Genomic DNA, 25,638 nt, shown 5'->3' with positions numbered 1-25,638 from the left:
GAACCCCGCGAAGGAACTCGCATCCCAAAATCGAACAGGCGTAGCATTGGGCCGTGGCAGCGACCTATGACTTTCCGAGTGACCTCCTGGCCGGTCAGGAGGAGCTGCATCAGGTCCGGGCCGAGCTGTCGGCCCTGCTCAAGCGGCTCCCCTGGTCGGTGGAGCCCCTGGACGGATTCAGCGACGAGGGCGGCTGGCGCAAGGTGGAGCGCCCCGCCTCCCCGGGCTGGACGGCCGACGAACAGGCCGAGGTGGAAAAGCTCCGGCAGCGCGAGCACGAACTCGCCGTCTTCGTCACCACCCACCGCTTCTGGACGCAGATCACGGGCGCCGACCGCGTCGACGCCCGCACGAGACTGAAGCACGCCCACGAGGCATGACACGAGAAGACCCCGGCCGCGATCGGCCGGGGTCTTCTTGGCTGTGGGCGCGGACGGTTTCGAACCGCCGACATCCTGCTTGTAAGGCAGGCGCTCTACCACTGAGCTACGCACCCGAGGCAAGCCGACAGCCTACCTTGCCCGGGCCGGTGCCCCGCAAACCCGTATCGGGGCCGGTCAATGCGGGGGTTTACCCCACCCCGGATCCGGGAGCGGCCCGGATCCCGCTGCGGTCCCCCGGTCCGTACGTTCTAAGTGCCTTCACCGTCACCACGTTCCGAAGCGCCTCACATCAGCGTCCGACCAGCATTCCCAGGGGGAGATCGTCATGGTCCGTACCGTCACCGCCCGCGCAGCCCTCGCCGCCGGGGCCGTCGTGGTTCTTGTCGGGGCGGCCACCGCCTGTGGGGCGTCCGCGGGGGACGACAAGGATCCCGATCACCGGACGTTCGGACTCAGCGGGCACACCCTCACCGTCGACTCGGACGACTCGGCGCTGGAGATCGTCGCCGCGGACGGGAATCCCGAGGGGAAGGTCGAGGTCACGCGCTGGTTCCAGGGGCAGGTCGCGTTCGGGAAGGACCCCAAGGTGTCGTGGTCCATGAAGGACGACCGGCTGACGCTGCGGATGAAGTGCTCCGGCGTCGTCGCCGACTGCTCGGCCAAGCACCGGATCGAGGTGCCGCGCGGGGTCACCGTGAAGGTGGAGGACGGCGACGGGAGCGTACGGGCGCGGGGCTTCGAGGACGCGCTGAGCGTGCGTACGGGCGACGGGTCGGTGCACGTCACGGACTCCGCCGGTCCGCTCGATCTGCACACCGGCGACGGCTCCGTGCACGCGGAGGTGTCCTCGCGGCAGGTGCGCACCGAGACCGGTGACGGTTCCGTGCACCTCGAACTGGGCGCCGTACCCGACCTGGTGGACGCCACCAGCCACGACGGCTCGGTGACCGTGGCGCTGCCCAAGGCGTCCTACCGCGTGACGACGAAGACCGGCGACGGCTCGGTGGACGTGTCGGTGCCGCGTTCCGACTCCAGCGCGCATGTGGTGTCCGCGCGTACCGGCGACGGGAAAGTCACGCTCAGGACCGCGAACTGACCGGCCTGTGTGTTCGTCCTTAACCGGTGGGAGAATGAAGCGAGGCACCGGCCAGGACGGATGACAGCACAGGAGAGGGATGTGACGGCGACACCTTCGCAGTCGGACTCGCCGTCGGTGCCGTGTGCACACCGCCAGGCAGTCAAGGACACCCTCACCCTTCTCGCGCTGCCGCTGCTCGCCGCGCCGGCGCTGGCCGCCGCGTTCGCCGGCGGCGGCACCCGGCGCTGGTTCGGCGGCCGGGCCGAGAGCCAGCGGGCCGAGGCGCAGGCCGCGAAGGACGCCGCGGCGGCCGCGTTCTACGAGCTGGACACCGCCCAGCGGGATCTGCGGATCTCGATCGAGACGATCATGGCGGTGGACGACTCCCCCGCCGCCCGGCGCGCGGTGTCCGACTTCGAGGCGCTGGGGCGCCGTATCGACGAGGTCAGCCATCAGTACATCGAGGCGGTCGACGCGCACGACCTCGACCGTGACGACCTGGAGGCCGCGGTCGCGGCGCAGGCGCGCACCGAGCTCACCCGGGCCAAGGACGAGCTCACGAACGTCAAGCGGGAGCTGGATCGTTTCGGTGACAGTCTCGGGCCTCTGCTCGGCAAGGCCGAGACGCAGCTGGCCCGGGTGGCTCCGGCGGTCGAGCGGGCCCGGCAGGGGCTGCTCGCCGCGTCCAACGCCCTCGACGCGGTACGGGGGACGGCGCTGAAGGCGGACGATCTCGCCGCGCGTCTCGCCGCGCTCGCGCCCGAGCTGACCAAGCTGAACCAGGGTGCGGGACACCATGGGGTGCCCGAGACGCTGGAGCGCGCCGAGCGGGTGGCGCGGGAGGCCGCGGCGGTCCGGGCGGAGGCCGAGCGGCTGCCGGCGAGGGCTGCCGAGATCGATCACCGGCTCGTCTCGCTGCGTACCCGCGCGCAGGCGCTGACGACGCGTGCCGGGCAGGTGGATCCGGTGCTGAGCGAGCTGCGGCGGCGGTTCGTGGCCGCGTGCTGGCAGGACCTGCAGCATGTGCCGGAGCAGGCCGGGGAGAACGTCCGGCAGGCCGAGCTGAAGCTGAAGGAGGCGCAGGCGGCGCGGGACGAGCAGCGCTGGCCGGACGCGACCTCGCTGCTGTCGACGGTGCGGGCGCTGCTGAACACCACGGACGAGTCGGTGTCGGCCGCGCGCGACCGGCTGCAGCGGCTCAACGCCGTGCAGAAGGACCCGCAGCAGGAGATCGACCGCACCCGCTTCGCGATCCGCGACGCGCAGCGCCTGGCGATGACCGGGCGGAGCACGCCGGATCCGAAGCATGCCCGCCCGCTGGACGACTCGGTGGCCCGGCTGGACCGGGCGATCGCCGGTCTGGAGGGGCGTCACCCCGACTTCTGGCACTTCCTGACCGAGACGGACGCCGTACGGCAGACGGTGGCGCGGGTGGTCGCGCAGATCCGGGAGGAGCGCGGGGGCGGGCACTGAGTCCGGCGTCCCTGCGCGGGCGCGGTCAGCTGCGGTAGGCGTAGTAGGCGGCGTTCGGGTTCGCGGCGATCACGCTCGACAGCGATCGCCGGTAGGTGTCGTTGCTGTGGTAGGTCATGTAGGGGACGCCGCTCGCGCTGCGGTACGTGGTCAGCATCGAGTGGTCCTTGGACCCGTCCTTGTCGAAGTCGATCTGCAGCACGTCACCGACGTCCATCTGGTACGCGTTGGCCAGCGCTGTCGTCCGCCTCGTGGTCTGCGTGAACCAGGACCATTCGTTGACGCCGACCCAGGTGTCGGAATCGGCGGTCTTCTTCTTGGAGTACCAAGTGCCGTAGTCCGCAGCCGAGTTCGTCACCTCCTTCCAGCCGCCGGCGTAGAGGGACTGGCTGAGGAAGTTGGTGCAGTCCCCGCCGTCGCTGTTGTAGCGGCGGTAGGCGGTGTTGTAGTTCTGCCAGTACTTCTCGGCGTACGCCGCCATCGCCGCGTACTTGTACCTGGCGCCGGTGCCGAGGTTCTTGGCCTTCGCGCGAGCGGGGTAGGTGATGGCGGAACGGGGCGCGTCGATGACGTCGTCCGGGCGGACCACGGCTCCCATGCCCACGGGGAGGGGGGCGTTGACCGGGCGGGGTCCCTGGTCGGTGAGGTGTTCACCGGTGAGCTGCCAGGTGCCGTCCGGGCGGGCGGCGAAGGTGAGTTCGTGGTGCGCGACGAATGCCGTGGTGTCGGGTTCGTCGCCGCGGATCTTGGCGTACGTCAGCGTGGTGTTCTCGGTGACCTGGACGGTGGCCGTGCGGCCCCGCAGGCGGATGCTGTCGACGGTGACCTCGGTGTCGGAGCCGGTGTAGGCCTCGCCGAGCGAGGCGAGCCGGGAGCGGGTGCCGTGCAGGGAGGCCAGGGCGCGGGTCTCGGACCTGGCTTCCGCGGCCGTCAGCCGCACTCCGCCGGCCGCCTTCAGGGCCGTACGGCCGGACGGGGTCGCTTCGACGAGGGCGGTCGTGCGGCCGGTGAGCAGGGCGTCCGCGGCGCGGCCGAAGGTGCCGGTGGCCGCCGCCGTCAGGGCCGGTTTTCCCCCGGACGGGCCATCGCCGGCGGCGTGGGCGGAGGACAGGGGAACCAGCGCGGCGGACAGGGAGATCGCGGTGAGGGCGGTGCACCGGCCGCTGCCCGCAAGGGACTTGCTTGATCTCACTGGGGGGTTCTCCTTGCCGTGGGGGGTCCCGGAACAGGCACACGTTAATCTGGCCACATGCCTCGCTATGAGTACCGCTGCCGGACCTGCGGCGACACGTTCGAAATGAGCCGGCCCATGGCGGAGTCGTCCGCCCCCGCGGAGTGCCCTGCCGGGCATGCGGACACGGTGAAGCTGCTGTCGACGGTGGCGGTGGGCGGGAGCGCGTCCGCCCCCGCCGCGGCGCCGAGGGGCGGGGGCGGCGGGGGCGGTTGCTGCGGTGGAGGGTGCTGCGGCTAGTGCTGTGACCGGAAAGGTTTGCCGGAAGGCTCGCGGCGTCCGGTGCGGTGCATCGCAAGGCGGAGCATCGCCCGCGTACTGGATGTACTCGGGTGATGCGACAACGCGGCGAGGTGCCGTGCCGGGCGTCGCGAGCCGGTGAACCTTTCCGGTCACAGCACCAGGTCGGCCCCGGTGCTTGGCCGGGTGCGGGTGCGTCGTGGTGGGACGCGCCCACGCGGCGGTAGCCGTACATCAGACACGGCCCCGCGCCCCTAGGGAGTTGCGGCCCCCGTCAGCTTCAGGAACTCGCGCAGGATTCGTTCCCCTGCCAGCACTCCTCGCTCCGGTAGCGCCGTGATGGCCGGGGCCGTCCAGTCCGCGTCCGCGAGTTCGCCGTGGCCCGGGCGCCAGCCCCTGTCGGCTGCGAGGAGGAGGTCGGCGTCCAGGAGGGAGTCGCCCGCGGCCAGGGTCAGGTGGGCGCCCGTGCGGCGGGCCACCTCCCTCATCGCGGCGCTCTTGGTGAGCGGCTTGGGGACGGCGTAGATCTTGCGGCCCTGGAGCGAGACCGTCCAGCCGCGGTTCTCCGCCCAGACCGCGAGCTCCTTCAGCCACTCCTCGGGCAGCAGTTCGCGTTCGACCACGAGGTAGGCGAAGAGGTCCTCGGCGACCCGGTGCTTGCGCACCCACGCCGGGTCCGCCGTCGCCAGCAGATGCTCGCGCACCTCGTCCAGCGGCGCGCACTGCTCGGCGAGGCGTGCCGTCACCTGGGCGTGCCAGTCGAGGTCGGAGACGCCGTCCACCATCAGATGGCCGCCGTTGGCGCAGATCGCGTACGTCGGCTGCGGGCCCGGCAGGTTGATGCGCTGGTACTGCTTGCGGGTCCGGGTCGTCGTCGGCACGAACACGGCCGCGTCACCGAGGTCGGTCAGCAGGGCGGCCGCCGTCTCCGTCATGAACGACAGCGGCCTGCTCTCGTGCACCTCCACGCAGAGCAGCCGGGGCGCCCGCGCGTCCGGCATGGTCAGTGCGAGGGCCGCCGCGGAGTAGATCAGCGTACGGTCGAGGTCGCTCGCCACCAGCACCGGCATCAGACGTTCACCGCCTTGCCGTCGGCACCCGTCGCGCCGCGGGTGTAGCGCGGGTGGATCAACCCCACGCAGGTGTACGGCAGTTCGCCGACCTCCTCGACGGGGACACCCCGCTGACCGGCCAGCAGCCGTACGTGGTCCAGGTCGGCGCCCGCCCCGGCCCGCGCCAGGATCTTCCAGGGCACCCGGCGCAGCAGCACCCGCGTGGTCTCGCCGACGCCCGGCTTGACGAGGTTCACGTCGTGGATGCCGTACTCCTCGCTGATGCGTTCCACGGCCGCCCAGCCCTCCCAGGTGGGTGTGCGGTCGCCGGACAGCAGCTCCTTGGCCTGGATGTCGACGGCGTCCGCGACCTCCGGGAAACGGGCGGCGACGGCGTCCAGGAAGCCCACCGAGACGTCGGCGCCCGCGAGTTCGCGGTAGAACTTGGCGCCGTGGAAGTCGTGCGGGCCGACCAGGTCCGCGCGCAGCACGGTGCGTGATATCAGGCCCGAGACGGTCGAGTTGAGGCAGGCGGAGGGGATCAGGAAGTCCTCGCGGGTGCCGTACGTCCGCACGCAGGAGCCCGGGTCGGCCAGCACCGCGATCTCCGGGTCGAACCCGGTGACACCTTCGGACGCCTCGAACTCCTTGACGGCGGCGGCGAGTTCACGGGCGATCGCGCCCTTACCGGTCCAGCCGTCGACGAACACGACGTCGGACGGGTCGTGGTGGGCGGCCAGCCAGCGCAGGGCGTTGGCGTCGATGCCGCGGCCGCGCACGATGGAGACGGCGTAGTGCGGCAGGTCCAGGCCGTGCCGGAACTGCGCCCAGCGCCGCATCAGGACGCCCACGGGGGTGCCGGCACGGGCGAGCGAGACGAGGACGGGCCGGCCGGCGTGGGGGCGCTCGGCGAGCACGATCTCGGTGACCGCGCCCACCGCCTGCGCCAGCCGGACGGCGGCCGTCTCCAGCGCCGCGTGGTACAGCTCCTGGTACTGCTCGCTCGGCTGGTACTCGACGGGCAGCGACTCGGCGTAGTGCGCGCCCCCGCTCTGGATGGCCTCCTCCCGCTCCTCGGTCGGCGCCTCCAGCGTCACGTCCGAGAGGTCCTGGAGCAGCCAGCCGACCTCCTCGGGCGCGTACGAGGAGAAGGCGGGGCCGCGGAGGGGCTCGGGCAGCATGGCGGGCCTTTCGGGGACGTACGCGGGCACGACGGCGAGGACGACGTGCGGGGTGTGCTCCGCCAGCCGGGCCAACAGGCCGCCCGGCGCGTGCAGTTCGGGGGTGTCGGCGGCGGAGTCGACCACCGCGATCACGGCGTCGAAACCGGCGCCGGCGACGTTGTAGGCGTACCGCTCGCCGGGGCCGTCGGCGGGGTCGTCGTGCGCGGGGAAGACGATGCGGCTGCGTATCGCGTAACCGGGGTCGTCCACCGCGAGGACCGGTGACCGGGTGGTCGTCGAGTACCGCACCTCGGCGTCGACGATCTGTTCCAGCTCCCGCGCGAGCCTCAGCGGCGCGTACATCAACTCCTCGAAGCCCAGCGTCAGCACGCGGCGGGCAGCGGCGGGGAGCGCCTCCGCGAGCCGGGCGGCCATGGCGGGGAGGGCCGTTTCGAGGCGGGTGCGGTGGGCGGGGGTGAAGCCGTGCCGACCGCCGTCCGGCAGGTTGCGGGGCCAGTTCAGTTCCACGCGCGTGACCGGGTGCAGGTGCGTGGGGGCTGGTCGCGCAGTTCCCCGCGCCCCTGGGGGGTCGCAGTCGACGTCGGCCGCCACGGCAGCGTCTTTCAGGGGCGCGGGGAACTGCGCGACCGGCCACGGCGCACCCGCAGTCGACGAACCACCCGACCCGGCACCGACAGACTCGTACCGTGCCACCAGCTCCCGCCCCTTCTCCAGCACCCCCTCGGGCAACCGCACCGTCCCCGAGGCGGCGGCGACGAGATCCACTCGCGCACCGATCTCCGCCGCGAAATCCGCGAGGCGCCCCGCGTCGGCGGACGACCGCATGTCCACCAGGGCGACCACGACGTACCGCCGCCGCGGGTACCGCTCATGCAGGTCCCGGACGGTGTTCAGCACCGTGTTCCCCGTGGAGAACTCGTCGTCGACCAGCACCAGCGGCCCGTCGCCCGCCAGCAGCGCCGGATCCTCGGGGAGCAGCAGGTGGGAGGTGGCATGCGAGTGCGACTCCTCGAAGCCGCCCGCGGCCGCCACGCCCGCGACCGGGCGCCGCGTGGAGTGCAGATAGGGCGCGAGCCCGAGACCGTCGGCCACCGAGTGGCCCAGGCCGGTCGCCGTCTCCGCGTATCCGAGCACGACCGCCGCCCCGGCCTCCTCGCCGAGCAGGTCCCGTACCCGGCGGCCGAGGGCGAAGCCGTACCCGTACACGACGGACGGCGACTGCGGTACGTGCTTGCCGAGCACGTGGGAGACCAGGAGATGCGCCCGCTTGGGGTTGCGCCGGAGCGCCAGCCCGAGCAGGTCGGTCAGCCTGTCGTCGCCCACGAGTTCGACGCCGAGCCGCTCTGCGACCCAGCTGCCGGACCAGACCCCGTTGTTCACTGCGTTGATCATGCGTCCCTAGGTAGTGAGGCTCAGCCGGTCACGCCGGCGGCGAGCAGGTCCACGAAACTGACGTCCTCGCGTGCGACACCGAACACCTCGGCCCGCAGCATGGTCCGCTCGGCCCATGCGCGGTGCGGCTTCACCTCGTTCATCTTGTTCGTGTACGCCGACCTCAGCACACCCCCGCCGCCGCGCTCGGGCCGCAGGATGTCCGAGGCGTCCCCGAACTCCTCGTGGCTGACCACGGACAGCGCGTGCACGGGCAGGACGTGGGAGGGGTGGATGCAGGTCTTGCCGAGCAGGCCGTTGGCCTGGTCCAGGGAGATCTCCCGCAGCAGCCCGTCCATGGCGTGCTCGATCAGTCTCTCGCGCAGCTCGACGGCCTGCCCCTCGAGGAAGGGGCTGGTCCGCAGCATCGGCTTGAACATGCGCTCCGGGACCCGGAAGTACTCCCACACGGGCCCGGTCACCGTGAACCCGGTGCCGTCGACGCGCCCCAGCAGGTTCACGACGTCGGAGATCACGGAGGCGACGACATGGATGTCGTACGCCGTCATGTCGGGAGCCCGGCGCAGGCCGTACGAGGAGCAGAAGTCGGTCACGCCGAGTCGCAGCGCGAGCACGCGGTCGCGGTACTTGTCGACGACGCGGGCGATGCCCTCCAGGCTCTCCACCCGCGACTCGCGGTAGAGCAGCTCGGGCGACTCCAGCACCGGCATCGCGAACAGCCGCCGCCCGCTCGCGGCCTCGGCGCTCGCGAGGGCCTCCAGGAAGGGGATGCCGCGCTCCTCGGTGAACTTGGGGAGCACGAACCCGGACAGCAGACGGACCGACGGCCCGAGCCGTTCGACGAGGTCGGGGATCTGCTCGGGCGCACGGACCCGGACGAACAGCAGCGGAAGGCCCGCGCCGTCCCGTGCGTCCAGGTCGGCGAACTGGCGGACGAGGTTCTCCTCCCCCGCCGGCACGTCCGCGTCGTCGATCGAGTCCTCCAGGCACAGCACCATGGAGACCACGCCCCGCGCCGCCTGCTTGAGGATGTCGTCGGCGAGGCGCGCGCGGGTGGCCGGGCTGTAGAGCGTGGCACCCAGGGCCGCGGCGAGCAGCCGGGCCGGTGAGTTCGCGTCGAACTCGCACGGCTGCTGGTGGAAGAGGCGCTGCCGCACCTCAGGGGCGATGTGCCCGAAATGACGCATAGGACTCCCCCGTGGCGCAAGGTAAAACTGTGGATTCGTAAACAGGTGGCCGGTAATAGTACGTAGAGATCCATGTCAGGGGTTCCCGCAGGGCATGAATTTCTGGTAACTCGGCCATGTCGGCGGCGCTGCGGGGCACCGTCGGAACGACTGCGCTGCTTGCACCCCGCGTTGTCGTGGCCAGGACCGAGAAGGCAGGATGACCGCATGACGCACGCGATGCTGAAGGGGTCGAACGTCCCGCTCGATGCCACCACGGTCCGCGCGGTGCTGCGCTGGACGCCCGGGCAGGGGGTCCCCGACGTCGACGCCTCCGCGCTGCTCCTCGGCCCCGGCGGTCGTGTGCGCTCCGACGAGGACTTCGTCTTCTACAACCAGCCCCGGCACCCCTCCGGGAAGGCCAGGTGGCTCGGCAAGAAACGCGTCGCCGACGGCCTCACCGACACGATCCAGACAGATCTGGCCGGAGTCGAGTCCGATGTCAGCCGGATTCTCCTGGTCGCATCGGCCGACGACGTCACCTTCGACCGAGTACAAGGGCTGCGCATCCTGCTGTACGACGCGGCGGGCTCCGAGGACGAAGCGCTGCTGCACTTCGACATCAAGCCCCAGACCGGCCAGGAGACCGCCCTGATCTGTGGCGAGCTCTACCGCCGGGAGGGGGTGTGGAAGTTCCGCGCGCTGGGCGAGGGCTACTCGAACGGCCTGAAGGGCCTGGCCACGGAGTTCGGCATCTCGGTGGACGAGTCGGAGGTCGTGCCCGAGGCCACACAGGCCCCGCCGGCCACCACGGCCGTGCCCGAGTTCGCCCAGCCGCTGCCCCCGGAGCAGCCGGCCGCGGTCCCGTCCCAGCCGGCCTACGGCTATCCCCAGCCGCCGCTCACCACCCAGCCCGCCTACGGCTACCCGCAGCCCGCGGCGGCCGTGGCAGGCACCCAGGCCGGCTACGGCTACCCGCCCGCGGTCACGTCGGCCCCGGACCCGGACTTCCGGCTGCCACCCCAGGGCCCCCAGTTCATCGGCCGCTGACGGGCCAGGGGCGCGGGGAACTGCGCGACCGGCCACGGGCGCCCCGCAGCCGCCACACGACCGAACGCACCGAGCTCTCAGGCGTGTTCCGCCGACGCCCCGCGAGGGGTCAGCGGTCCACCTTCGACTTGTAGCCCCGGCCCCACTGCAGCCCCCACCCGTACAGCCGGTCCAGTTCGGCCTGGAAGCCGTAGACGAACTTCACCTCGCGGCGGACGACCAGCTCGCCCTTGACGTTCTCGATCATCACGACCGCGCACGAGCGGGCCTGGGGGTGGCGCTCGTCGAGGTGGATCTCGATGCGCGGGCCGTTGCTCGGGTAGAGCGTGACGATCGCGTGCGTGCGGTCGAAGGCCGGCGTCTGGTCGTAGATGTAGACGAAGACCAGCAGGCGCTTGATCTGCTCCCGGTGGTCGAGGTTGACGTACATCGTCTCGCCGGACGCCGAACCGAACCGGTCGTCGCCGCTGAGCTTGACGTACGGGGCCGCGTTGACGTCCCCGAAGTAGCCGCCGAGGGGCTGCACGACCCCCTTCGTGCCGTCCATGAGCTCGTACAGGCAGCCCAGGTCGAGGTCGACGTTGACCATGCTCTGGCCGTGCCCCATGATCTCGGCGGGCTTGAGCGCCTTGAAGGGGTGGCGGAACAGCGACTCCCGCGGGGAGCCGCCTATGTCGGACGTCCGCATCCGCCAGCTGAGGTTGACCCGCAGATGGCCCGTGGCCGCGCCCTGCTTGGTGAGCGAGACCTGGTGGTGCCGTTTCGTCAGTTCTATGGAGTTCGTGGCCGCGCTGCCCGAGTCGAAGTCGGCGTCGCGCCCACCCCAGAGCCCGTCGAAGAAACCCATTCCCGCCCCCACCGTCACCCGGGTCCCGGCGGACCCGGCCTTCCCTCGAAAAGACCGGCGGGGCGGCCGGAGGACGGCCGCCCCGCTCAGAGCGTTCCCTCACCCGCGGGTGCGACACACCTGACGGGCCGAGCGAGCTGGATCGGGCCCTAGAGAGGGGCCGAGACCTCAGCCTTCTCGTCCGAGCCCGCGTTTCCCTCGGCTTCGGCGAGGGCGCGGTTGCGGCGGACGGAGGACCAGAAGGACCAGGCGATCAGGATGACGCCGACGAGGCCGGTGATGACCTCGTTGATCTCGTACTGGATGGTGACCATGAGGATCACGGCCAGCGCGCCGATCGCGTAGTGCGCGCCGTGCTCCAGGTAGACGTAGTCGTCAAGGGTGCCCTGGCGGACCAGGTAGACGGTGAGCGAGCGGACGTACATCGCGCCGATGCCCAGGCCCAGCGCCATCAGCACGATGTCGTTGGTGATGGCGAACGCGCCGATCACGCCGTCGAAGGAGAACGAGGCGTCCAGGACCTCCAGGTAGAGGAACATGAAGAACGCCGCCTGGCCGACCAGTACGACCGGCGACTTCTTCTTGCCGGTGCGTTCGGCCTCTTCCTCCGCCTCGTGCTCCCGTTCCTCCTCTTCCTCCAGCCGGTCCTCGAAGAAGCCCGACAGGCCGCCGACCACCATGTACGTGATCAGACCCGCGATGCCGGCGATCAGCACCGTCTGCGCCTTGTCCGCGTGGCCGCCGCCGTGCTGGTGGGCGTGGGTGGCGAAGGTGAAGGAGGTGATCAGCAGGACGATCAGGGCGATGCACACCGACAGCATGTCGACCTTGCCGAGCTTGGCCAGCGGCCGCTCGATCCAGCGCAGCCACTGGATGTCCCGGTCCTCGAAGATGAAGTCGAGGAAGATCATCAGCAGGAACATGCCACCGAAGGCCGCGATCGCCGGGTGGGCGTCGGTGACCAGTTCCTGGTAGCGGTCCTTGTTGTTCAGGGCGAGGTCGACGGCCTCGATGGGGCCCATCTTGGCCGTGACGGCGACGATGACGACCGGGAAGACCAGCCGCATGCCGAAGACGGCGATGAGGACACCGACGGTGAGGAAGATCTTCTGCCAGAAGGCATTCATCTTCTTCAGGATCCCGGCGTTGACCACCGCGTTGTCGAACGACAGGGAGATCTCCAGGACGGCGAGGATCGCCACAATCCCGAAGGCCTCCCACCCCCCGTAGAAGACGGCCGCGACCAGGCCGAGCGCGGTAATCGCGAACGACCAGCCGAAGGTTTTCAGAAGCACTGGCTACCCAATCCTGTCTGGGGGTCCCCCCAAGCGCAGCTTGAGGGTGGATCTCCCCCGCGCCGTACTCGGCTTTACGAAACATTGACTCCGAAGTCTAGAGCGATGCCTCGCAGACCGGACGCGTACCCCTGACCTACTGCACGGAATTTCCATTCGCCCTGGTAGCGATAGAGCTCACCGAAGATCATCGCGGTTTCGGTGGAGGCGTCCTCGCTGAGGTCGTAGCGTGCGAGCTCCTGGTTGTCGGCCTGGTTGACGACGCGGATGAAGGCGTTGCTGACCTGGCCGAAGGTCTGTCCGCGCTCGTCGGCCATGTGGATCGAGACCGGGAAGACGATCTTGTCGCACTGGGCGGGCACCTGGCCGAGCTCGACCAGGATCGACTCGTCGTCGCCCTCGCCCTCACCGGTGAGGTTGTCGCCCGTGTGCTCCACCGAGCCCTCGGGGCTCTTGAGCTGGTTGTAGAAGACGAAGTACTCGTCACCCAGCACCCGCCCGCCGTTGCACAGCAGCGCACTGGCGTCGAGGTCGAAGGGTGCGCCTGTGGTGGAGCGTGCGTCCCAGCCGAGCCCGATCATCACCTGCGTGAGGTTGGGTGCGGCCTTTGACAGGGAGACGTTGCCCCCCTTGGCGAGCGTGACGCCCATGATGCTGGTCCTCCCCGAGATGGTGCTTTTTGGTTGTCCTGCACTCCCCCAGAGGGGGCGCCCCCGGCGCCGCACCGGAAGGGTGCGGCGCCGGCTGGTGCGAGCCTGCGACGTGCGCGTCCGGGCTCAGACGTTCACGCCGAAGTCCTGCGCGATGCCGCGCAGGCCCGAGGCGTAGCCCTGGCCGATGGCACGGAACTTCCACTCCGCACCGTGCCGGTACAGCTCGCCGAAGACCATCGCGGTCTCCGTCGAGGCGTCCTCGGAGAGGTCGTACCGCGCGATCTCCGCCTCGCCCGCCTGGTTCACGACGCGGATGAAGGCGTTGCGCACCTGGCCGAACGACTGCTGGCGGTTCTCGGCGTCGTAGATCGAGACCGGGAAGACGATCTTCTCGATGTCGGCCGGGACGGCCGCGAGGTTGATCTTGATCTGCTCGTCGTCCCCCTCGCCCTCACCGGTGATGTTGTCACCGGTGTGCTCGACCGAGCCGTCCGGGCTCTTGAGGTTGTTGAAGAAGACGAAGTTGGCGTCGCTGCCGACCTTGCCCGAGGCGTTCAGCAGCAGGGCGCTGGCGTCCAGGTCGAAGTCGGTGCCGGTCGTGGTGCGGACGTCCCACCCCAGACCGACGATGACCGCGGTCAGGCCCGGGGCCTCCTTGGTCAGCGAAACGTTGCCGCCCTTGCTGAGGCTGACTCCCACGAGTCCCTCCATTGGTGTCCAGGGGCGGGGTGCCCCGCCGTGCGTCTGACATCGGATCAACGAATCGATCCTAGTGAGGGGTTCCCGAACCACGCAGGGCTTGGCACCGAAGAATCACGGGGTGTCGACGGATCACAGGGTGTCGAGCGCCTTCACGTACTCGTTCAGGTCGCGGGCGTCGGGCAGCGCGTTGACGACGGTCCAGCGGACCACGCCGTCCTTGTCGATGACGAAGGTGCCGCGCACCGCGCAGCCCTTGTCCTCGGCGAAGACGCCGTAGGCGCGGCTGGCCTCGCCGTGCGGCCAGAAGTCGCTGAGCAGCGGGTACTCCAGGCCCTCCTGCTCCGCGAAGACGCGCAGGGTGTGGATGGAGTCGTTGGAGACGGCGAGCACCTGGGTGTCGCGGTCGGCGAACTTCGGCAGGTTGTCGCGCACCTCGCACAGCTCGCCGGTGCACACGCCGGTGAAGGCGAACGGGTAGAAGAGGAGGACCACGTTCTTCTCGCCACGGAAGTCGGAGAGCTTCACGGTGGCACCGTGGTTGTCCTTGAGCTCGAAGTCGGGGGCCTTGTCGCCGACCTGGATCGCCATCGCAGTACGTCCCTTTCGGTGGAGCTGTTCGGGTGGCTTCCACCCTACGCAGCGATCACCGGGGTACGGCGGACGGGCCGGGCGATGCGCCCGGCCCGTCCGGCGAGGTCACTTCTTGGACTTGGCCGCCTTCGGCGTCACCAGCCGGCTGCCGCTCCAGTCCTTGCCCACGCTGACGCTCTTGGAGGCGGAGAGTCCCGCCGTCGTCGCGGCTTCGGAGATGTCGCTCGGCTCGACGTAGCCATCACGCCCTGTCTTCGGCGTGAGGAGCAGGATCGAGCCACCTTCTTCGATGTACGTGGTGGCGTCCACCAGCGCATCCGTCAGGTCGCCGTCGTCGTCGCGGAACCAGAGCACCACGGCATCGGCGACGTCGTCGTAGTCCTCGTCCACGAGGTCGCTGCCGATGACTTCCTCGATGGACTCGCGGAGTTCCTGGTCTACGTCGTCGTCGTAGCCGATCTCCTGGACCACCTGCTCGGGCTGGAACCCCAGCCTTACGGCAGGGCTCGTCTCCGCGTGGTCCGCGGTCGCGCTCACGGGTTGCCTCCTGATCATGTCTTGGTGAGTATCTCAGCCACGCGCGTGCGCGAAGCATTGGCCGTAGTCCACACGGGCGGGGCGGATCGCGCAAGTACCCGGCCGTTCAGACCGCCGAAACGGTGACGATCCTGGCCGTCTCACCGCAACTCCAGGCACGACGTCGCCGCCACGCGTGAGCCACACCACACCTTTGTGCCCCCTTTGCGGCTTTGGGAACCCGAAGTCGCCGAGGCGGGCCTCGGTTACCTCGCAGTAGAGATGACGTTTGCCCGCCCGAGGTACACGATGGGGAACGGTGCAGACATACCGAAATACAGCTCGAACAGCCCTCTGACAGGTAAGGATCAGCGTGGCTTCCGGATCCGATCGCAACCCGATCATCATTGGCGGCCTTCCGAGTCAGGTACCTGACTTCGACCCCGAGGAGACCCAGGAGTGGCTCGACTCCCTCGATGCCGCCGTCGACCAGCGCGGCCGTGAGCGTGCCCGGTATCTGATGCTGCGGCTCATCGAGCGGGCCCGCGAGAAGCGCGTGGCCGTGCCCGAGATGCGCAGCACGGACTACGTCAACACGATCGCGACCAAGGACGAGCCGTTCTTCCCGGGCAACGAGGAGATCGAGCGCAAGATCCTGAACGCGACCCGCTGGAACGCGGCGGTCATGGTCTCGCGCGCCCAGCGCCCCGGCATCGGCGTCGGCGGCCACATCGCGACCTTCGCCTCCTCCGCGTCGCTGTACGACGTGGGCTTCAACCACTTCTTCCGCGGCAAGGACGAGGGCGACGGCGGCGACCAGGTCTTCTTCCAGGGGCACGCATCCCCCGGCATCTACGCCCGCGCCTACCTGCTCGACCGGCTCAGCGAGGCGCAGCTGGACGGCTTCCGCCAGGAGAAGTCGAAGTACCCCGACGGCCTGTCCAGTTACCCGCACCCGCGCTCGATGCCGGACTTCTGGGAGTTCCCGACGGTCTCCATGGGCCTCGGCCCGATCGGCGCGATCTACCAGGCGCGGATGAACCGCTACATGCACGCGCGCGGGATCGCCGACACCTCGAAGTCGCACGTGTGGGCCTTCCTCGGCGACGGCGAGATGGACGAGCCGGAGTCGCTCGGCCAGCTGTCCATCGCCGCCCGTGAGGGCCTGGACAACCTGACCTTCGTCGTCAACTGCAACCTGCAGCGCCTGGACGGCCCGGTGCGCGGCAACGGCAAGATCATCCAGGAGCTGGAGTCGGTCTTCCGCGGCGCCGGCTGGAACGTCATCAAGCTCATCTGGGACCGCTCCTGGGACCCGCTGCTCGCCCAGGACCGCGACGGCCTGCTCGTGAACCGGATGAACACGACGCCGGACGGCCAGTTCCAGACGTACGCCACCGAGTCCGGCGCGTACATCCGCGACCACTTCTTCGGCGACGACCAGCGGCTGCGCGCGATGGTCGAGAACATGACCGACGACCAGATCCTGCACCTGGGGCGCGGCGGCCACGACCACAAGAAGATCTTCGCGGCGTTCTCGGCGGCCAAGGAGCACAAGGGCCAGCCGACGGTGATCCTGGCCAAGACGATCAAGGGCTGGACGCTGGGCCCGAACTTCGAGGGCCGCAACGCCACACACCAGATGAAGAAGCTGACGGTCGACGACCTCAAGGGCTTCCGCGACCGGCTGCACCTGCCGATCTCCGACAAGGAGCTGGAGAGCGGGGCGCCGCCGTACTACCACCCGGGGCGCAGCTCCGAGGAGATCCAGTACATGCACGACCGCCGCAAGGGCTGCGGCGGCTACGTCCCCACCCGCCTGGTGCGCTCCAAGCCGCTCGCGCTGCCGGACGACAAGGCGTACGCGACCGTGAAGAAGGGCTCCGGCCAGCAGTCGATCGCCACCACGATGGCCTTCGTACGACTGCTCAAGGACCTCATGCGGGACAAGGAGTTCGGCAAGCGGTTCGTGCTGATCGCGCCGGACGAGTACCGCACCTTCGGCATGGACTCGTTCTTCCCGAGTGCGAAGATCTACAACCCGCTCGGCCAGCAGTACGAGTCGGTGGACCGCGATCTGCTGCTCGCCTACAAGGAGTCGCCGACCGGGCAGATGCTGCACGACGGCATCTCCGAGGCGGGCTGCACGGCGTCGCTGATCGCGGCGGGCTCGGCGTACGCCACGCACGGCGAGCCGCTGATCCCGGTCTACGTCTTCTACTCGATGTTCGGGTTCCAGCGCACCGGCGACCAGTTCTGGCAGATGGCCGACCAGCTGGCGCGCGGTTTCGTGCTGGGTGCGACCGCCGGCCGTACGACGCTGACCGGTGAGGGTCTCCAGCACGCGGACGGCCACTCGCAGCTGCTGGCCTCGACCAACCCGGCCTGCGTCGCCTACGACCCGGCGTACTCGTACGAGATCGCGTACATCGTGCAGGACGGTCTGCGCCGGATGTACGGCGGCTCCGAGGAACACCCGCACGGCGAGGACGTCTTCTACTACCTCACCCTCTACAACGAGCCCATCCAGCACCCGGCCGAGCCGGCGGACGTCGACGTCGAGGGCATCGTCAAGGGTGTCCACCGCCTGGGCGAGGGCCCGTCGGGGTCGATCCCGGCGCAGGTCATCGCCTCGGGCGTGGCCGTGCCGTGGGCGATCGAGGCGCAGCGGATCCTCGCCGAGGACTGGGACGTCAAGGCCGACGTCTGGTCGGCGACCTCCTGGAACGAGCTGCGGCGCGAGGCCGTCGAGGTCGAGCGGCACAACCTGCTGCACCCCGAGGAGGAGCAGCGGGTGCCGTACGTGACGCGGAAGCTGAGCGGGGCCGAGGGCCCGTTCGTGGCCGTTTCCGACTGGATGCGGTCGGTTCCGGACCAGATCGCGCGCTGGGTGCCGGGGACGTACCAGTCGCTGGGCGCCGACGGGTTCGGCTTCGCGGACACCCGCGGTGCGGCGCGGCGCTTCTTCCACATCGACGCGCAGTCGATCGTGGTGGCGGTGCTGACCGAGCTGGCGCGGGAGGGCAAGGTCGACCGCTCGGTGCTCAAGCAGGCGATCGACCGGTACCAGCTGCTCGACGTGTCGGCGGCGGACCCGGGGGCCGCCGGCGGCGACGCGTAACCGCTGCGCTCGGCTTCGGCTGACGACGGGCCGAGCGCCGCTGCGGGCCGGTGGGGGCTGAGCGCGCGGTTCCCCGCGCCCCTTTGAGGCACGCTGTCGTGAAGGGCGACGGGCCTGCGGGTCCGTCGCCCTTCACGTTTTCCTTACGATGCGGGCATGGAGCAACAAACGGCGCAAGCACGCTGGGAACACCACACCCAGCGGCCTCTGCTGGCGCTCGCCGTGGTGTTCGCCGTCGCCTACGCCGTGCCGATCGTGGACGGTTCGGCGGGCCGTTCGCTGACCGCGGCCTGCACGGTGGTGGAGTGGTTGGTGTGGGGCGCGTTCGCCGCGGACTACGTGGCCCGTCTCGCGCTCGCCGGCGAGCGCAAGGAGTTCGTGCGCAGGCACTGGCTGGACCTGTGCGCCGTGGTGGTGCCGATCCTCCAGCCGCTGCGGCTGCTGCGCATGGTCGCGACGCTGATGCTGCTGGGGCGGCGGGCCCGGATGGCCGAGCAGATCAGGCTGACGACCTACGTCGCCGGGGCGGTCGTCGGGCTGCTGATGTTCGGCTCGCTGGCCGTGCTCTCGGCGGAGCGCGACGCGCCCGACGGGAACATCCGGACGCTGGGTGACGCGCTGTGGTGGTCGTTCACGACCATGACGACCGTGGGATACGGGGACCACGCGCCGACGACCGGACTGGGCCGGATGATCGCCGTCGGGCTGATGCTCTCCGGGATCGCGCTGCTCGGTGTGGTGACCGCGAACATCGCCGCGTGGTTCCTCGCCCGGTTCGAGAAGGACGACGTGGAGGAGCGGCGGCAGACGGAGGCCATCGAGGCGCTGACCGAGGAGGTACGGGCGCTGCGGGCCGAGGTGGCGGAACTGAGGGGGACGCCCGCCGAAAGGGTCGAGGGATGAAGGCGGGCCCCCGGTCGTCCCACCGGGGGCCCTTCCCTCACACTCCCCGGGTCACAGCAAGCCGTTGCCCGGGGTGGCCGCTCCCGCGAGCCAGATGATCGCGAGGAGCGTGTCGATGGCGCCCAGTACCAGGGCGACCAGTGCCGGAATGGGACCGGAGCGTGCCCATTGGCGGCCCATTGCGAGCCAGCCGCAGACCATCGCCACGGGGCCGAGGATGATCCCCAGCACGAAGAATCCCGCGACTGCGCAGATGACTCCGATGATTCCGAGCGTTGCGCGATCCGGCCCGGACCGTGACCACGTCCGGCCACGCGAGCGGGGGTGCCTGCGCGTTCCTTGTCCGAAGCCCGCCATCATCAACTCCCTGAACCCCGGGGTCTGTTCGGGGTTCAAACAGCGGGTACCCCCGATCCGCTCCCTAATCCCCGGGCCGTCGGCGCGCTGTCCCCCTCCGGCAGCGCGCCGCAGCACCGGTCGCCCCCGGAACCGTACGAACTTGCCTGCGGAACATGCCGTACGGCGGGGCTTGACCACTGTGACCTGCGGCGCGCACCGGGAGCGACGGATCTTTAGCCTCTTCACCCTGATAGGCGAAGTCGGTTTGAAATCCGCCGAGTTATGTGCAATCGCACCGCGCCGTGACCGCGCCCCCGCCTTGACCGCGTCCTTCACCGGATCAGATGTGGGCGGCGCCCGCACCCGCCTCCGCGTTCTCGCCCCGCTTGGTGAGCAGGGCGACGAAGACCGCCACGGTCGCGACGCCGCAGGCGACCAGCGACGCGAGGCTCATGCCGGAGATGAACGTGTCGTGCGCGACGCCCGCGATCTTCGCGGCGATCGCGTCCGGGGTGCCCTTGGCGACCGGGGCGACGCCGACCTGGACCGCCTCCGACGCTTGACCCAACTGGGCCGGGTTGAGCTGCGGGAGCCCGGCGTCCTTCCAGTTGCCCGCAAGATCGCTGTCGACCTTGGAGGCCATGACGGCGCCCAGCACCGCCGTACCGAGGCTGCCGCCGATCTGCATCGCCGCCTGCTGGAGACCGCCGGCGACGCCGGAGAGCTCCATGGGGGCGTTGCCGACGATGACCTCGGTGGCGCCGACCATGACCGGCGCGAGGCCGAGGCCGAGCAGGGCGAACCAGACGGACATCACGGCGCTGCCGGTGTCGGCCTTCAGCGTCGACATGCCGTACATGGCGACCGCGGTCGCGATCATGCCGCCGGCCAGCGGGACGCGCGGGCCGAGCTTGGTGATCGCGACGCCCGCGAGCGGCGAGGCGACGATCATCATGCCGGTGAGCGGCAGCAGGTGCAGACCGGCGTCGATCGGGCTCATCCCGTGCACGTTCTGCAGGTAGAACGTCACGAAGAACAGGCCGCCCATGAACGCGATGGCCATCAGGACCATCAGCGCCACACCCGCCGACAGCGGGACCGAGCGGAACAGGCCGAGCGGGATCAGCGGCTCCCGGACCTTCGTCTCCCAGAAGGAGAAGAGGACGAACCCGACCGCCGAGGCACCGATGAACGCCCACGTCCTGCCGTCGCCCCAGCCCCACGCCGGAGCCTTGATCAGGGCCCAGACCAGGCAGAACATCGCGCCGGAGAGCAGGGCGATGCCCAGCACGTCGAAGGAGCGCGGGGCCTTCTCGGCGCGGTGGTCGCGCAGGATCAGCAGGCCCAGGACCAGGGCGAGGGCGCCGACCGGGACGTTGATGAAGAACACCGACTGCCAGTTGACGTGCTCGACCAGGACGCCGCCGAGGATCGGGCCGCCCGCGGTGGAGGCGCCGATGACCATGCCCCAGATGCCGATGGCCATGTTCAGCTTCTCGGCCGGGAAGGTCGCGCGCAGCAGACCGAGCGCGGCCGGCATCAGCAGCGCGCCGAACAGGCCCTGCAGGACGCGGAAGGTGACGACCGCGGCGATGCTGCTGGACAGCCCGATGGCGCCCGAGGCGGCGGCGAAGCCGGTCACGCCGATCAGGAAGGTCTGGCGGTGCCCGAAGCGGTCGCCGAGCTTGCCCGCGGTGATCAGGGAGACCGCGAGGGCGAGGAAGTACCCGTTGGTGATCCACTGGACGTCGGCGAAGCTCGCCTCGAGGTCCTTCTGGATGGCCGGGTTGGCGATGGCCACGATGGTGCCGTCGAGGGCGACCATCATGACCCCGACGGCGACGGTTATGAGCGTGAACCACGGGTGGCCGCGCAGCCCGGAGGCCGGCGGCGCGTCCGACGGGGCTGCCGGTGCCTTGTCCCCCGACCCCGTCGATTCGATGGCGGTCTGACTAGTCATGCGCGCGAGGCTAATGACAGCCGCTGACAATTGACAAACCAAATCACAAGTCAGTAACTGACGTGTATGGAAACACTCCGCGAACGCAAGAAGCAGCGCACCCGGGACGCGCTGCTGCGGGCCGCCGTCGAACTGTTCACCACGCGCGGTTACGAGCGGACGACCGTCGACGAGATCGCCGAGGCCGTCGACGTCTCGCAGCGCACCTTCTTCCGCTACTTCGCCGGCAAGGAGGAGGCCGCCCTCGCCCTCCAGGAGCTGGCCGTGGCGCGGTTCGTCGAGGCCGTGCGCGAGCGGCCGGCCGACGAGGCGCCGATGCAGGCACTGCGCCAGGCGGTGCTGGAGGGCTGGGACACGCTCGGCGAGGTCATCGAATCCGTCGTACCGGTCGAGCTGTATCTGCGGATGTACCGCGTGATCGAGTCGACACCGGTCCTGCTCGCCGCCCACCTGCGGCGCAACGAGGAGACCGAGGACACACTCGCGCGCGTGCTCGCCGGGCGCGAGGGCGTCGACGTGGACGCCGACCCCCGGCCGCGGCTGGCCGTGGCGGTGTTCGGCGGGGTCATGCGGGTGACGGAGCGGCGCTGGAGCGCGGGCGGGGAGCTCGGCCTCGACGCCATGCGCGCGTTGACGATCGCGTACCTCGAACAGGTGGGACCAGCACTTACACAGAACTGGCGGACAACCTGATACACATACGGACACGCCGAGGCCATCACCGCGTTATCGAAACGTGATCCCTGTCACTCGGCCAACGCGAGACCCTCCCGTTCTCCTAGTGTGTCCTCCCAGTGACTTCCTTCGAAACTCCCCCGCAACTGAGCGTCGGGCGAGCAGTGCTCGCCCTGGCGGTCGTGTTCGTCATGCTGGCCACCACCGGCTGGACGGCCCTGCGCAGCCATCGCCCGGACACCCCGCTCCAGGCATCGATCTCCTCCTGGCAGCACGGCCGCATCCACGGGCACCACCTGCCGGACCCCGACGCGGCCCCCGCCCGCCTGGCCCGCTTCTTCGCCTCGCTCACCGCCCAGGAGCGCACGCACCTCGCGCACCGCTACTCCCTGGCGGTCGGCAACATGAACGGCGCCCCCGTGGAGCTGCGCTACCGCGCCAACCACCACGCGCTCGCCGAGCAGCGCAAGGTCGAGCTCAAGCGGATGCACGACAGCCGCCTCTCGCCCACCGGGCAGCAGGACGCCGGCCGCCGTATGCACCGCTACGAGGCGCTGATGAGCGGCGACCGGCACATCCTCGCCTTCGACCCCGCCGGGGCGGGGCGGGTCGCCGAGGTGTTCGGGGACCTCGCCAAGGCCGAGCGCGTGTCGGTCGTGGTCCCCGGCGTCGACACCGACCTGCTCACCTTCCAGAAGACCAACCGCCAGTACACGGCGCCGGTCGGCATGGCCAAGTCGCTCTACGGCGCCGAGCAGGAGGCGAGCCCGGCCACGCCCACGGCCGTGATCGCCTGGGCCGACTACACCGCGCCCGCCGGGCTCGGCATCGAGTCGGCGACGGCGATGCGCGCCGAGGACGGTGCGGTGCGGCTGAACGACCTCGTGCGCAGCCTGCCCGGCAAGGCGCCGGTGTCGCTGTTCTGCCACAGCTACGGCTCCGTGGTGTGCGGCGTCGCCGCGCACGAGCTGCCACGCCGGGTGGCCGACATCGCGGTGGCCGCCAGCCCCGGCATGCGCGTGCAGAGCGCCGTGCACCTGCGCACCTCCGCCCAGGTGTGGGCGATGCGGGACGCCACGGACTGGATCCAGGACGTGCCGTACATGGAGGTCGGCGGGCTGGGCCACGGAGCCGACCCGGTGTCGGCCGGGTTCGGGGCGCGGGTGCTGTCGGCGCGGGGCGCGAAGGGACACGCCGGTTACTTCGAACCGGGCACACAGAGCCTGGAGAACTTCGCCGAGATCGGGGTTGGCGCATACCGCTCGGTGCACTGTGCACGGGACGACGGCGCGTGCCGGACGGGTTTGTCCGGCGCCGCCGCCGTGGGACGCGCGTAGAGGCGCAGAAACTGCGGTCTGCGCAGGGTGGCGACGAAAGAGCAGGACCCGCATACGATGAGCCGCATGGGTGACGTACTGGCCGGATTTCATGCCGCCTGGGAGTTCGAGTCCGACTCCGTGCTCATCCGTTACGAACGGGGGATTCGAACACCTAAGCTCTTCCAGGCGCTGGGTGAGCGTCGTGTTCCGATCGAGGCGATCTCCGGGGTGACACTGGCCCCCGGCAGGCGCGGCACGGTCGTGCTGCGCGCCGAACTGCGGGCCGGCGCCGATCCCCTCCTGGAGGCCGCCGCGGGGCAGCTGAAGGAGGGGTGCGATCCGTACCGGCTGGTGCTGCCCGCCGAACGCGAGACGCTCGCCGAGTACTACGCCGACGAGCTGCGGACCCGGCTGAAGGACGACGGCGAGCCCGCCGAGCGCCATCTGGTGGACGCTCCCGAGGCGCCCCGGCAGTTCAAGGCGTACGACGCGAAGGCGTCCTTCGACGGCGGGACGGTGAACTTCCGCTGGTTCTGGACGGGCGCGTCGTCGGCGAAGTGGAAGGCGGGCGACCAGAGCTTCCCGGTCGCCGAGCTGAGCGGGGTCGAGTGGCGCTCCCCCGAGGTCTTCGAGGGACATCTGCGGCTGATCCGCCGCGACGGGACGGCGGTGCCCGCGCAGCCCGACCAGGATCCGGCGGCCGTGGTGTTCGGACTCGGGTACGGCCCCGTGCACGAGTCGCTTCCGTTCGCCGCCGCCGTACTGGCGGCGGTACGGCAGAACGGTGCCGCGGCGGTGCCCGCCGGGCCGGTGCGGCGGGACCCCGCCGACATCGCCGAGCGCATCCGGCACCTGGGGGAACTGCACCAGGCGGGGCTGGTGACGGACGAGGAGTTCTCGGTGAAGAAGGCCGAGCTGCTGGCCGAGCTCTAGGTCACTCCCGGCCCGCGGACGTGAACGTCATGTCCGCGTACCGCTCGCCCGCCACCTTGGCCGCGATCGGCTCCAGGAGGGCCAGTTCGGCCTCCGTCAGGACGATGTGGGTGGCCGCCGCGTTCTCCTCGACCCGGGTGGGCTTGCGGGTGCCCGGGATCGGGATCACCGACAGGCCGTGGACGGCCGCCTGCTGCTGGACCCAGGCCAGGGCGATCTGGCCCGGCGAGGCGTCGTGCGCCTCGGCCACCGCACGGACCGGCTCCAGCAGGGCTGCGTTCGCGGCGGCGTTGTCGCCGGTGAAGCGGGGCTGCTGACGGCGGAAGTCGTCGGAGGAGAGCTCCTTGTCGGCGTTGGTGAAGGAGCCGGTGAGGAAGCCGCGGCCGAGCGGGGAGTACGGCACCAGGGCCACCCCCAGCTCACGCGCGGCCGGCACCACGTGCGCCTCGATGTCCCGGCTGAACAGCGACCACTCCGACTGCACCGCGGCGATGGGGTGCACGGCCTGGGCCGCCCGCAGCTCCTCCGCCGTGACCTCGCTCAGGCCCAGGTGCTTGACCTTGCCCTCGCGCACCAGCTCGGCCATGGTGGCGACGGTCTCCTCGATCGGCACGTTCACGTCGCGCCGGTGCATGTAGTAGACGTCGATCACGTCGACGTCCAGGCGCTTGAGGCTGGCCTCGACGGCCTGGCGGATGTAGGGCGCGTCGTTGCGGATGACGCGGCGGGTGGGGTCGTCCGCCGGGATCGACAGGGCGAACTTGGTCGCGATGACCAGCCGGTCGCGGTTGGCGTTGAAGAACGGCGACAGGAACTTCTCGTTCTCGCCCATCCCGTAGGCGTCCGCGGTGTCGTACAGCGTGACGCCCAGCTCCAGGGCCCGCTCCAGGGTGGCCCGCGACGCCTTCGCGTCGACGGGGCCGTAGGCGAAGCTCATGCCCATGCAGCCGAGGCCCTGTACGCCGACCTCGGGGCCGGTCGCGCCGAGCCGTGCGGTCGGGATCGTGCTGTCCGTCATCGAACCTTCTCTGCCTCGTAGGCGCGGGCGCGGTCGGCGTCCGCATAGAAACTGATCTTCCGGTCGAGCACCGCGAGGGTGTCCTGGAGCTCGGCGATCCGGGTCAGCACGTCCCGGCGGGTGGCCTCCAGCAGCTCGAACCGCTGGCCGAACGTGTGGTCGCCCTCGCGCACCAGCTCCGCGTACCGCACCATGTCGGCGACCGGCATGCCGGTGAGCCGGAGCTTGCCGACGAGGTCCAGCCAGTCGAGGTCGCGGTTGCTGTAGCGCCGCTGACCGGTGTGCGAGCGGTCGACGTGCGGCATCAGCCCGATCCGCTCGTACCAGCGCAGGGTGTGCGCGGTCAGCCCGGTGAAGGCGACGACCTCGCTGATGGTGTAGCTGTCCTGTCCTTCGGGACGCCTGTGCGGGTGGGGTGGGGCGCCACAGGCGTCGGTCCTGGTGGGCGTGGTCTCCATCACCGTCATGCCCTCAACGCTATGGCCTTGGAGCGCACTCCAAGCAAGCGGAACGGGTA

At 70.3% G+C, this 25,638-nt stretch carries 24 protein-coding genes and 1 tRNA gene; 10 read left to right on the top strand and 15 right to left on the bottom strand.

All coding sequences use genetic code 11. The features are described from left to right. Positions 1–53 precede the first annotated feature (53 nt). Positions 54–380 (top strand): hypothetical protein, encoded by a 327-nt coding sequence (locus ACIBN2_RS12510; RefSeq protein WP_399134283.1) that lies wholly within the window; start codon positions 54–56, stop codon positions 378–380. A gap of 44 nt (positions 381–424) precedes the next feature. Here the strand turns inward: ACIBN2_RS12510 and ACIBN2_RS12505 are convergent. After that, positions 425–496: transfer RNA gene (locus ACIBN2_RS12505), tRNA-Val, on the bottom strand. A 212-nt stretch (positions 497–708) separates the two neighbouring features. Between ACIBN2_RS12505 and ACIBN2_RS12500 the strand changes: the two genes are divergently transcribed. Further along, positions 709–1,479, top strand: coding sequence for a DUF4097 family beta strand repeat-containing protein (locus ACIBN2_RS12500; RefSeq protein ID WP_399134282.1), 771 nt, complete (start codon positions 709–711; stop codon positions 1,477–1,479). A gap of 81 nt (positions 1,480–1,560) precedes the next feature. Continuing rightward, complete coding sequence (locus ACIBN2_RS12495) at positions 1,561–2,934, top strand: hypothetical protein (RefSeq protein ID WP_399134280.1); 1,374 nt, start codon at positions 1,561–1,563, stop codon at positions 2,932–2,934. A gap of 25 nt (positions 2,935–2,959) precedes the next feature. On the opposite strand, the gene ACIBN2_RS12490 is transcribed toward ACIBN2_RS12495, so the two are convergent. Further along, a complete protein-coding gene (locus ACIBN2_RS12490; RefSeq protein WP_399134279.1) occupies positions 2,960–4,126 on the bottom strand; it encodes an amidase domain-containing protein in 1,167 nt (388 codons plus the stop codon). Positions 4,127–4,183: 57 nt separating this feature from the next. On the opposite strand from ACIBN2_RS12490, the gene ACIBN2_RS12485 reads away from it, so the two are divergent. After that, on the top strand, positions 4,184–4,405 hold the full coding sequence (locus ACIBN2_RS12485; protein ID WP_399134278.1) for a zinc ribbon domain-containing protein: 222 nt from the start codon (positions 4,184–4,186) through the stop codon (positions 4,403–4,405). A 254-nt stretch (positions 4,406–4,659) separates the two neighbouring features. Here the strand turns inward: ACIBN2_RS12485 and ACIBN2_RS12480 are convergent, their stop codons facing one another. From ACIBN2_RS12480 to ACIBN2_RS12470, 3 genes are read right to left on the bottom strand one after another with little or no spacing between them, the layout of a single operon-like run. Next, a complete protein-coding gene (locus ACIBN2_RS12480; RefSeq protein ID WP_399134277.1) occupies positions 4,660–5,475 on the bottom strand; it encodes an HAD family hydrolase in 816 nt (271 codons plus the stop codon). Continuing rightward, positions 5,475–8,033 carry a phosphoribosyltransferase gene (locus ACIBN2_RS12475; protein WP_399134276.1) on the bottom strand — a complete coding sequence of 853 codons (2,559 nt, stop codon included), beginning with the start codon at positions 8,031–8,033 and terminating at the stop codon, positions 5,475–5,477. Before ACIBN2_RS12475 ends, ACIBN2_RS12480 begins: the two co-directional genes overlap by 1 nt. Before the next feature lie 20 nt (positions 8,034–8,053). Then, positions 8,054–9,220 (bottom strand): HpcH/HpaI aldolase/citrate lyase family protein, encoded by a 1,167-nt coding sequence (locus tag ACIBN2_RS12470; RefSeq protein ID WP_399134275.1) that lies wholly within the window; start codon positions 9,218–9,220, stop codon positions 8,054–8,056. Positions 9,221–9,427: 207 nt separating this feature from the next. Between ACIBN2_RS12470 and ACIBN2_RS12465 the strand changes: the two genes are divergently transcribed. Further along, the gene (locus ACIBN2_RS12465; protein ID WP_399134274.1) at positions 9,428–10,249 is read left to right on the top strand and encodes a TerD family protein; all 822 of its coding nucleotides are present in this window, start codon (positions 9,428–9,430) and stop codon (positions 10,247–10,249) included. 109 nt (positions 10,250–10,358) lie between these two features. Here the strand turns inward: ACIBN2_RS12465 and ACIBN2_RS12460 are convergent, their stop codons facing one another. The 6 genes from ACIBN2_RS12460 to ACIBN2_RS12435 form a co-directional block, all read right to left on the bottom strand. Further along, positions 10,359–11,096 (bottom strand): Tellurium resistance, encoded by a 738-nt coding sequence (locus tag ACIBN2_RS12460; protein ID WP_399134273.1) that lies wholly within the window; start codon positions 11,094–11,096, stop codon positions 10,359–10,361. Positions 11,097–11,245: 149 nt separating this feature from the next. Beyond that, positions 11,246–12,391 (bottom strand): DUF475 domain-containing protein, encoded by a 1,146-nt coding sequence (locus ACIBN2_RS12455; RefSeq protein WP_399134272.1) that lies wholly within the window; start codon positions 12,389–12,391, stop codon positions 11,246–11,248. A gap of 74 nt (positions 12,392–12,465) precedes the next feature. Further along, entirely contained in the window at positions 12,466–13,041 is a 576-nt protein-coding gene (locus tag ACIBN2_RS12450) for a TerD family protein (protein WP_399134271.1), read from the bottom strand. A 126-nt stretch (positions 13,042–13,167) separates the two neighbouring features. After that, positions 13,168–13,743 carry a calcium homeostasis/redox stress adaptation protein gene (locus ACIBN2_RS12445; protein ID WP_399134270.1) on the bottom strand — a complete coding sequence of 192 codons (576 nt, stop codon included), beginning with the start codon at positions 13,741–13,743 and terminating at the stop codon, positions 13,168–13,170. 132 nt (positions 13,744–13,875) lie between these two features. After that, positions 13,876–14,334 carry a peroxiredoxin gene (locus tag ACIBN2_RS12440; RefSeq protein ID WP_399134269.1) on the bottom strand — a complete coding sequence of 153 codons (459 nt, stop codon included), beginning with the start codon at positions 14,332–14,334 and terminating at the stop codon, positions 13,876–13,878. 108 nt (positions 14,335–14,442) lie between these two features. Next, positions 14,443–14,874, bottom strand: coding sequence for a DUF3052 domain-containing protein (locus ACIBN2_RS12435; RefSeq protein WP_399134268.1), 432 nt, complete (start codon positions 14,872–14,874; stop codon positions 14,443–14,445). Positions 14,875–15,226: 352 nt separating this feature from the next. Here ACIBN2_RS12435 and aceE point away from each other — a divergent pair, with 352 nt between their 5' ends. Both aceE and ACIBN2_RS12425 read left to right on the top strand, forming a co-directional pair. After that, positions 15,227–17,974: a pyruvate dehydrogenase (acetyl-transferring), homodimeric type gene (gene aceE, locus ACIBN2_RS12430; protein ID WP_399134267.1), complete on the top strand. Its 2,748-nt coding sequence runs from the start codon at positions 15,227–15,229 to the stop codon at positions 17,972–17,974. A gap of 156 nt (positions 17,975–18,130) precedes the next feature. Beyond that, entirely contained in the window at positions 18,131–18,877 is a 747-nt protein-coding gene (locus ACIBN2_RS12425) for a potassium channel family protein (RefSeq protein WP_399134266.1), read from the top strand. A gap of 51 nt (positions 18,878–18,928) precedes the next feature. Here ACIBN2_RS12425 and ACIBN2_RS12420 read toward each other — a convergent pair whose 3' ends face one another. Then, a complete protein-coding gene (locus tag ACIBN2_RS12420; protein ID WP_384249494.1) occupies positions 18,929–19,237 on the bottom strand; it encodes a small hydrophobic protein in 309 nt (102 codons plus the stop codon). Between the two features lie 319 nt (positions 19,238–19,556). After that, positions 19,557–21,176: an MFS transporter gene (locus ACIBN2_RS12415; protein WP_399134265.1), complete on the bottom strand. Its 1,620-nt coding sequence runs from the start codon at positions 21,174–21,176 to the stop codon at positions 19,557–19,559. Positions 21,177–21,242: 66 nt separating this feature from the next. On the opposite strand from ACIBN2_RS12415, the gene ACIBN2_RS12410 reads away from it, so the two are divergent. The 3 genes from ACIBN2_RS12410 to ACIBN2_RS12400 all read left to right on the top strand — a co-directional run bounded on the left by ACIBN2_RS12410 (position 21,243) and on the right by ACIBN2_RS12400 (position 24,103). Further along, positions 21,243–21,869 carry a TetR/AcrR family transcriptional regulator gene (locus ACIBN2_RS12410; protein WP_399134264.1) on the top strand — a complete coding sequence of 209 codons (627 nt, stop codon included), beginning with the start codon at positions 21,243–21,245 and terminating at the stop codon, positions 21,867–21,869. 101 nt (positions 21,870–21,970) lie between these two features. Continuing rightward, positions 21,971–23,188, top strand: coding sequence for an alpha/beta hydrolase (locus ACIBN2_RS12405; protein WP_399134263.1), 1,218 nt, complete (start codon positions 21,971–21,973; stop codon positions 23,186–23,188). Positions 23,189–23,245: 57 nt separating this feature from the next. Beyond that, positions 23,246–24,103: a DUF4429 domain-containing protein gene (locus ACIBN2_RS12400; protein ID WP_399134262.1), complete on the top strand. Its 858-nt coding sequence runs from the start codon at positions 23,246–23,248 to the stop codon at positions 24,101–24,103. Between the two features lies 1 nt (position 24,104). Here ACIBN2_RS12400 and ACIBN2_RS12395 read toward each other — a convergent pair whose 3' ends face one another. Further along, entirely contained in the window at positions 24,105–25,121 is a 1,017-nt protein-coding gene (locus ACIBN2_RS12395) for an aldo/keto reductase (protein WP_399134260.1), read from the bottom strand. Further along, positions 25,118–25,588, bottom strand: coding sequence for a MerR family transcriptional regulator (locus ACIBN2_RS12390; RefSeq protein WP_384249277.1), 471 nt, complete (start codon positions 25,586–25,588; stop codon positions 25,118–25,120). The genes ACIBN2_RS12395 and ACIBN2_RS12390 overlap by 4 nt, the downstream gene beginning before the upstream one ends. Between the last annotated feature and the right edge of the window lie 50 nt (positions 25,589–25,638).

The sequence above is a fragment of the Streptomyces sp. NPDC050534 genome, from assembly GCF_044457745.1.
Taxonomy (GTDB): domain Bacteria; phylum Actinomycetota; class Actinomycetes; order Streptomycetales; family Streptomycetaceae; genus Streptomyces.
The sequence above is the reverse complement of the archived record's forward strand: the minus strand, read 5'-3'. Positions and strand labels throughout refer to the sequence as shown.

Excerpts from the sequence above, each read along its gene's own strand:
- ACIBN2_RS12440 (WP_399134269.1), bottom strand. The coding sequence starts at position 14,334 with ATGGCGATCCAGGTCGGCGACAAGGCCCCCGACTTCGAGCTCAAGGAC.
- ACIBN2_RS12410 (WP_399134264.1), top strand. The coding sequence starts at position 21,243 with ATGGAAACACTCCGCGAACGCAAGAAGCAGCGCACCCGGGACGCGCTG.
- ACIBN2_RS12465 (WP_399134274.1), top strand. The coding sequence starts at position 9,428 with ATGACGCACGCGATGCTGAAGGGGTCGAACGTCCCGCTCGATGCCACC.
- ACIBN2_RS12425 (WP_399134266.1), top strand. The coding sequence starts at position 18,131 with ATGGAGCAACAAACGGCGCAAGCACGCTGGGAACACCACACCCAGCGG.
- ACIBN2_RS12415 (WP_399134265.1), bottom strand. The coding sequence starts at position 21,176 with ATGACTAGTCAGACCGCCATCGAATCGACGGGGTCGGGGGACAAGGCA.
- ACIBN2_RS12450 (WP_399134271.1), bottom strand. The coding sequence starts at position 13,041 with ATGGGCGTCACGCTCGCCAAGGGGGGCAACGTCTCCCTGTCAAAGGCC.
- ACIBN2_RS12480 (WP_399134277.1), bottom strand. The coding sequence starts at position 5,475 with ATGCCGGTGCTGGTGGCGAGCGACCTCGACCGTACGCTGATCTACTCC.
- ACIBN2_RS12460 (WP_399134273.1), bottom strand. The coding sequence starts at position 11,096 with ATGGGTTTCTTCGACGGGCTCTGGGGTGGGCGCGACGCCGACTTCGAC.
- ACIBN2_RS12420 (WP_384249494.1), bottom strand. The coding sequence starts at position 19,237 with ATGATGGCGGGCTTCGGACAAGGAACGCGCAGGCACCCCCGCTCGCGT.
- ACIBN2_RS12500 (WP_399134282.1), top strand. The coding sequence starts at position 709 with ATGGTCCGTACCGTCACCGCCCGCGCAGCCCTCGCCGCCGGGGCCGTC.
- ACIBN2_RS12475 (WP_399134276.1), bottom strand. The coding sequence starts at position 8,033 with ATGATCAACGCAGTGAACAACGGGGTCTGGTCCGGCAGCTGGGTCGCA.
- ACIBN2_RS12395 (WP_399134260.1), bottom strand. The coding sequence starts at position 25,121 with ATGACGGACAGCACGATCCCGACCGCACGGCTCGGCGCGACCGGCCCC.
- ACIBN2_RS12485 (WP_399134278.1), top strand. The coding sequence starts at position 4,184 with ATGCCTCGCTATGAGTACCGCTGCCGGACCTGCGGCGACACGTTCGAA.
- ACIBN2_RS12470 (WP_399134275.1), bottom strand. The coding sequence starts at position 9,220 with ATGCGTCATTTCGGGCACATCGCCCCTGAGGTGCGGCAGCGCCTCTTC.
- ACIBN2_RS12400 (WP_399134262.1), top strand. The coding sequence starts at position 23,246 with ATGAGCCGCATGGGTGACGTACTGGCCGGATTTCATGCCGCCTGGGAG.
- ACIBN2_RS12390 (WP_384249277.1), bottom strand. The coding sequence starts at position 25,588 with ATGACGGTGATGGAGACCACGCCCACCAGGACCGACGCCTGTGGCGCC.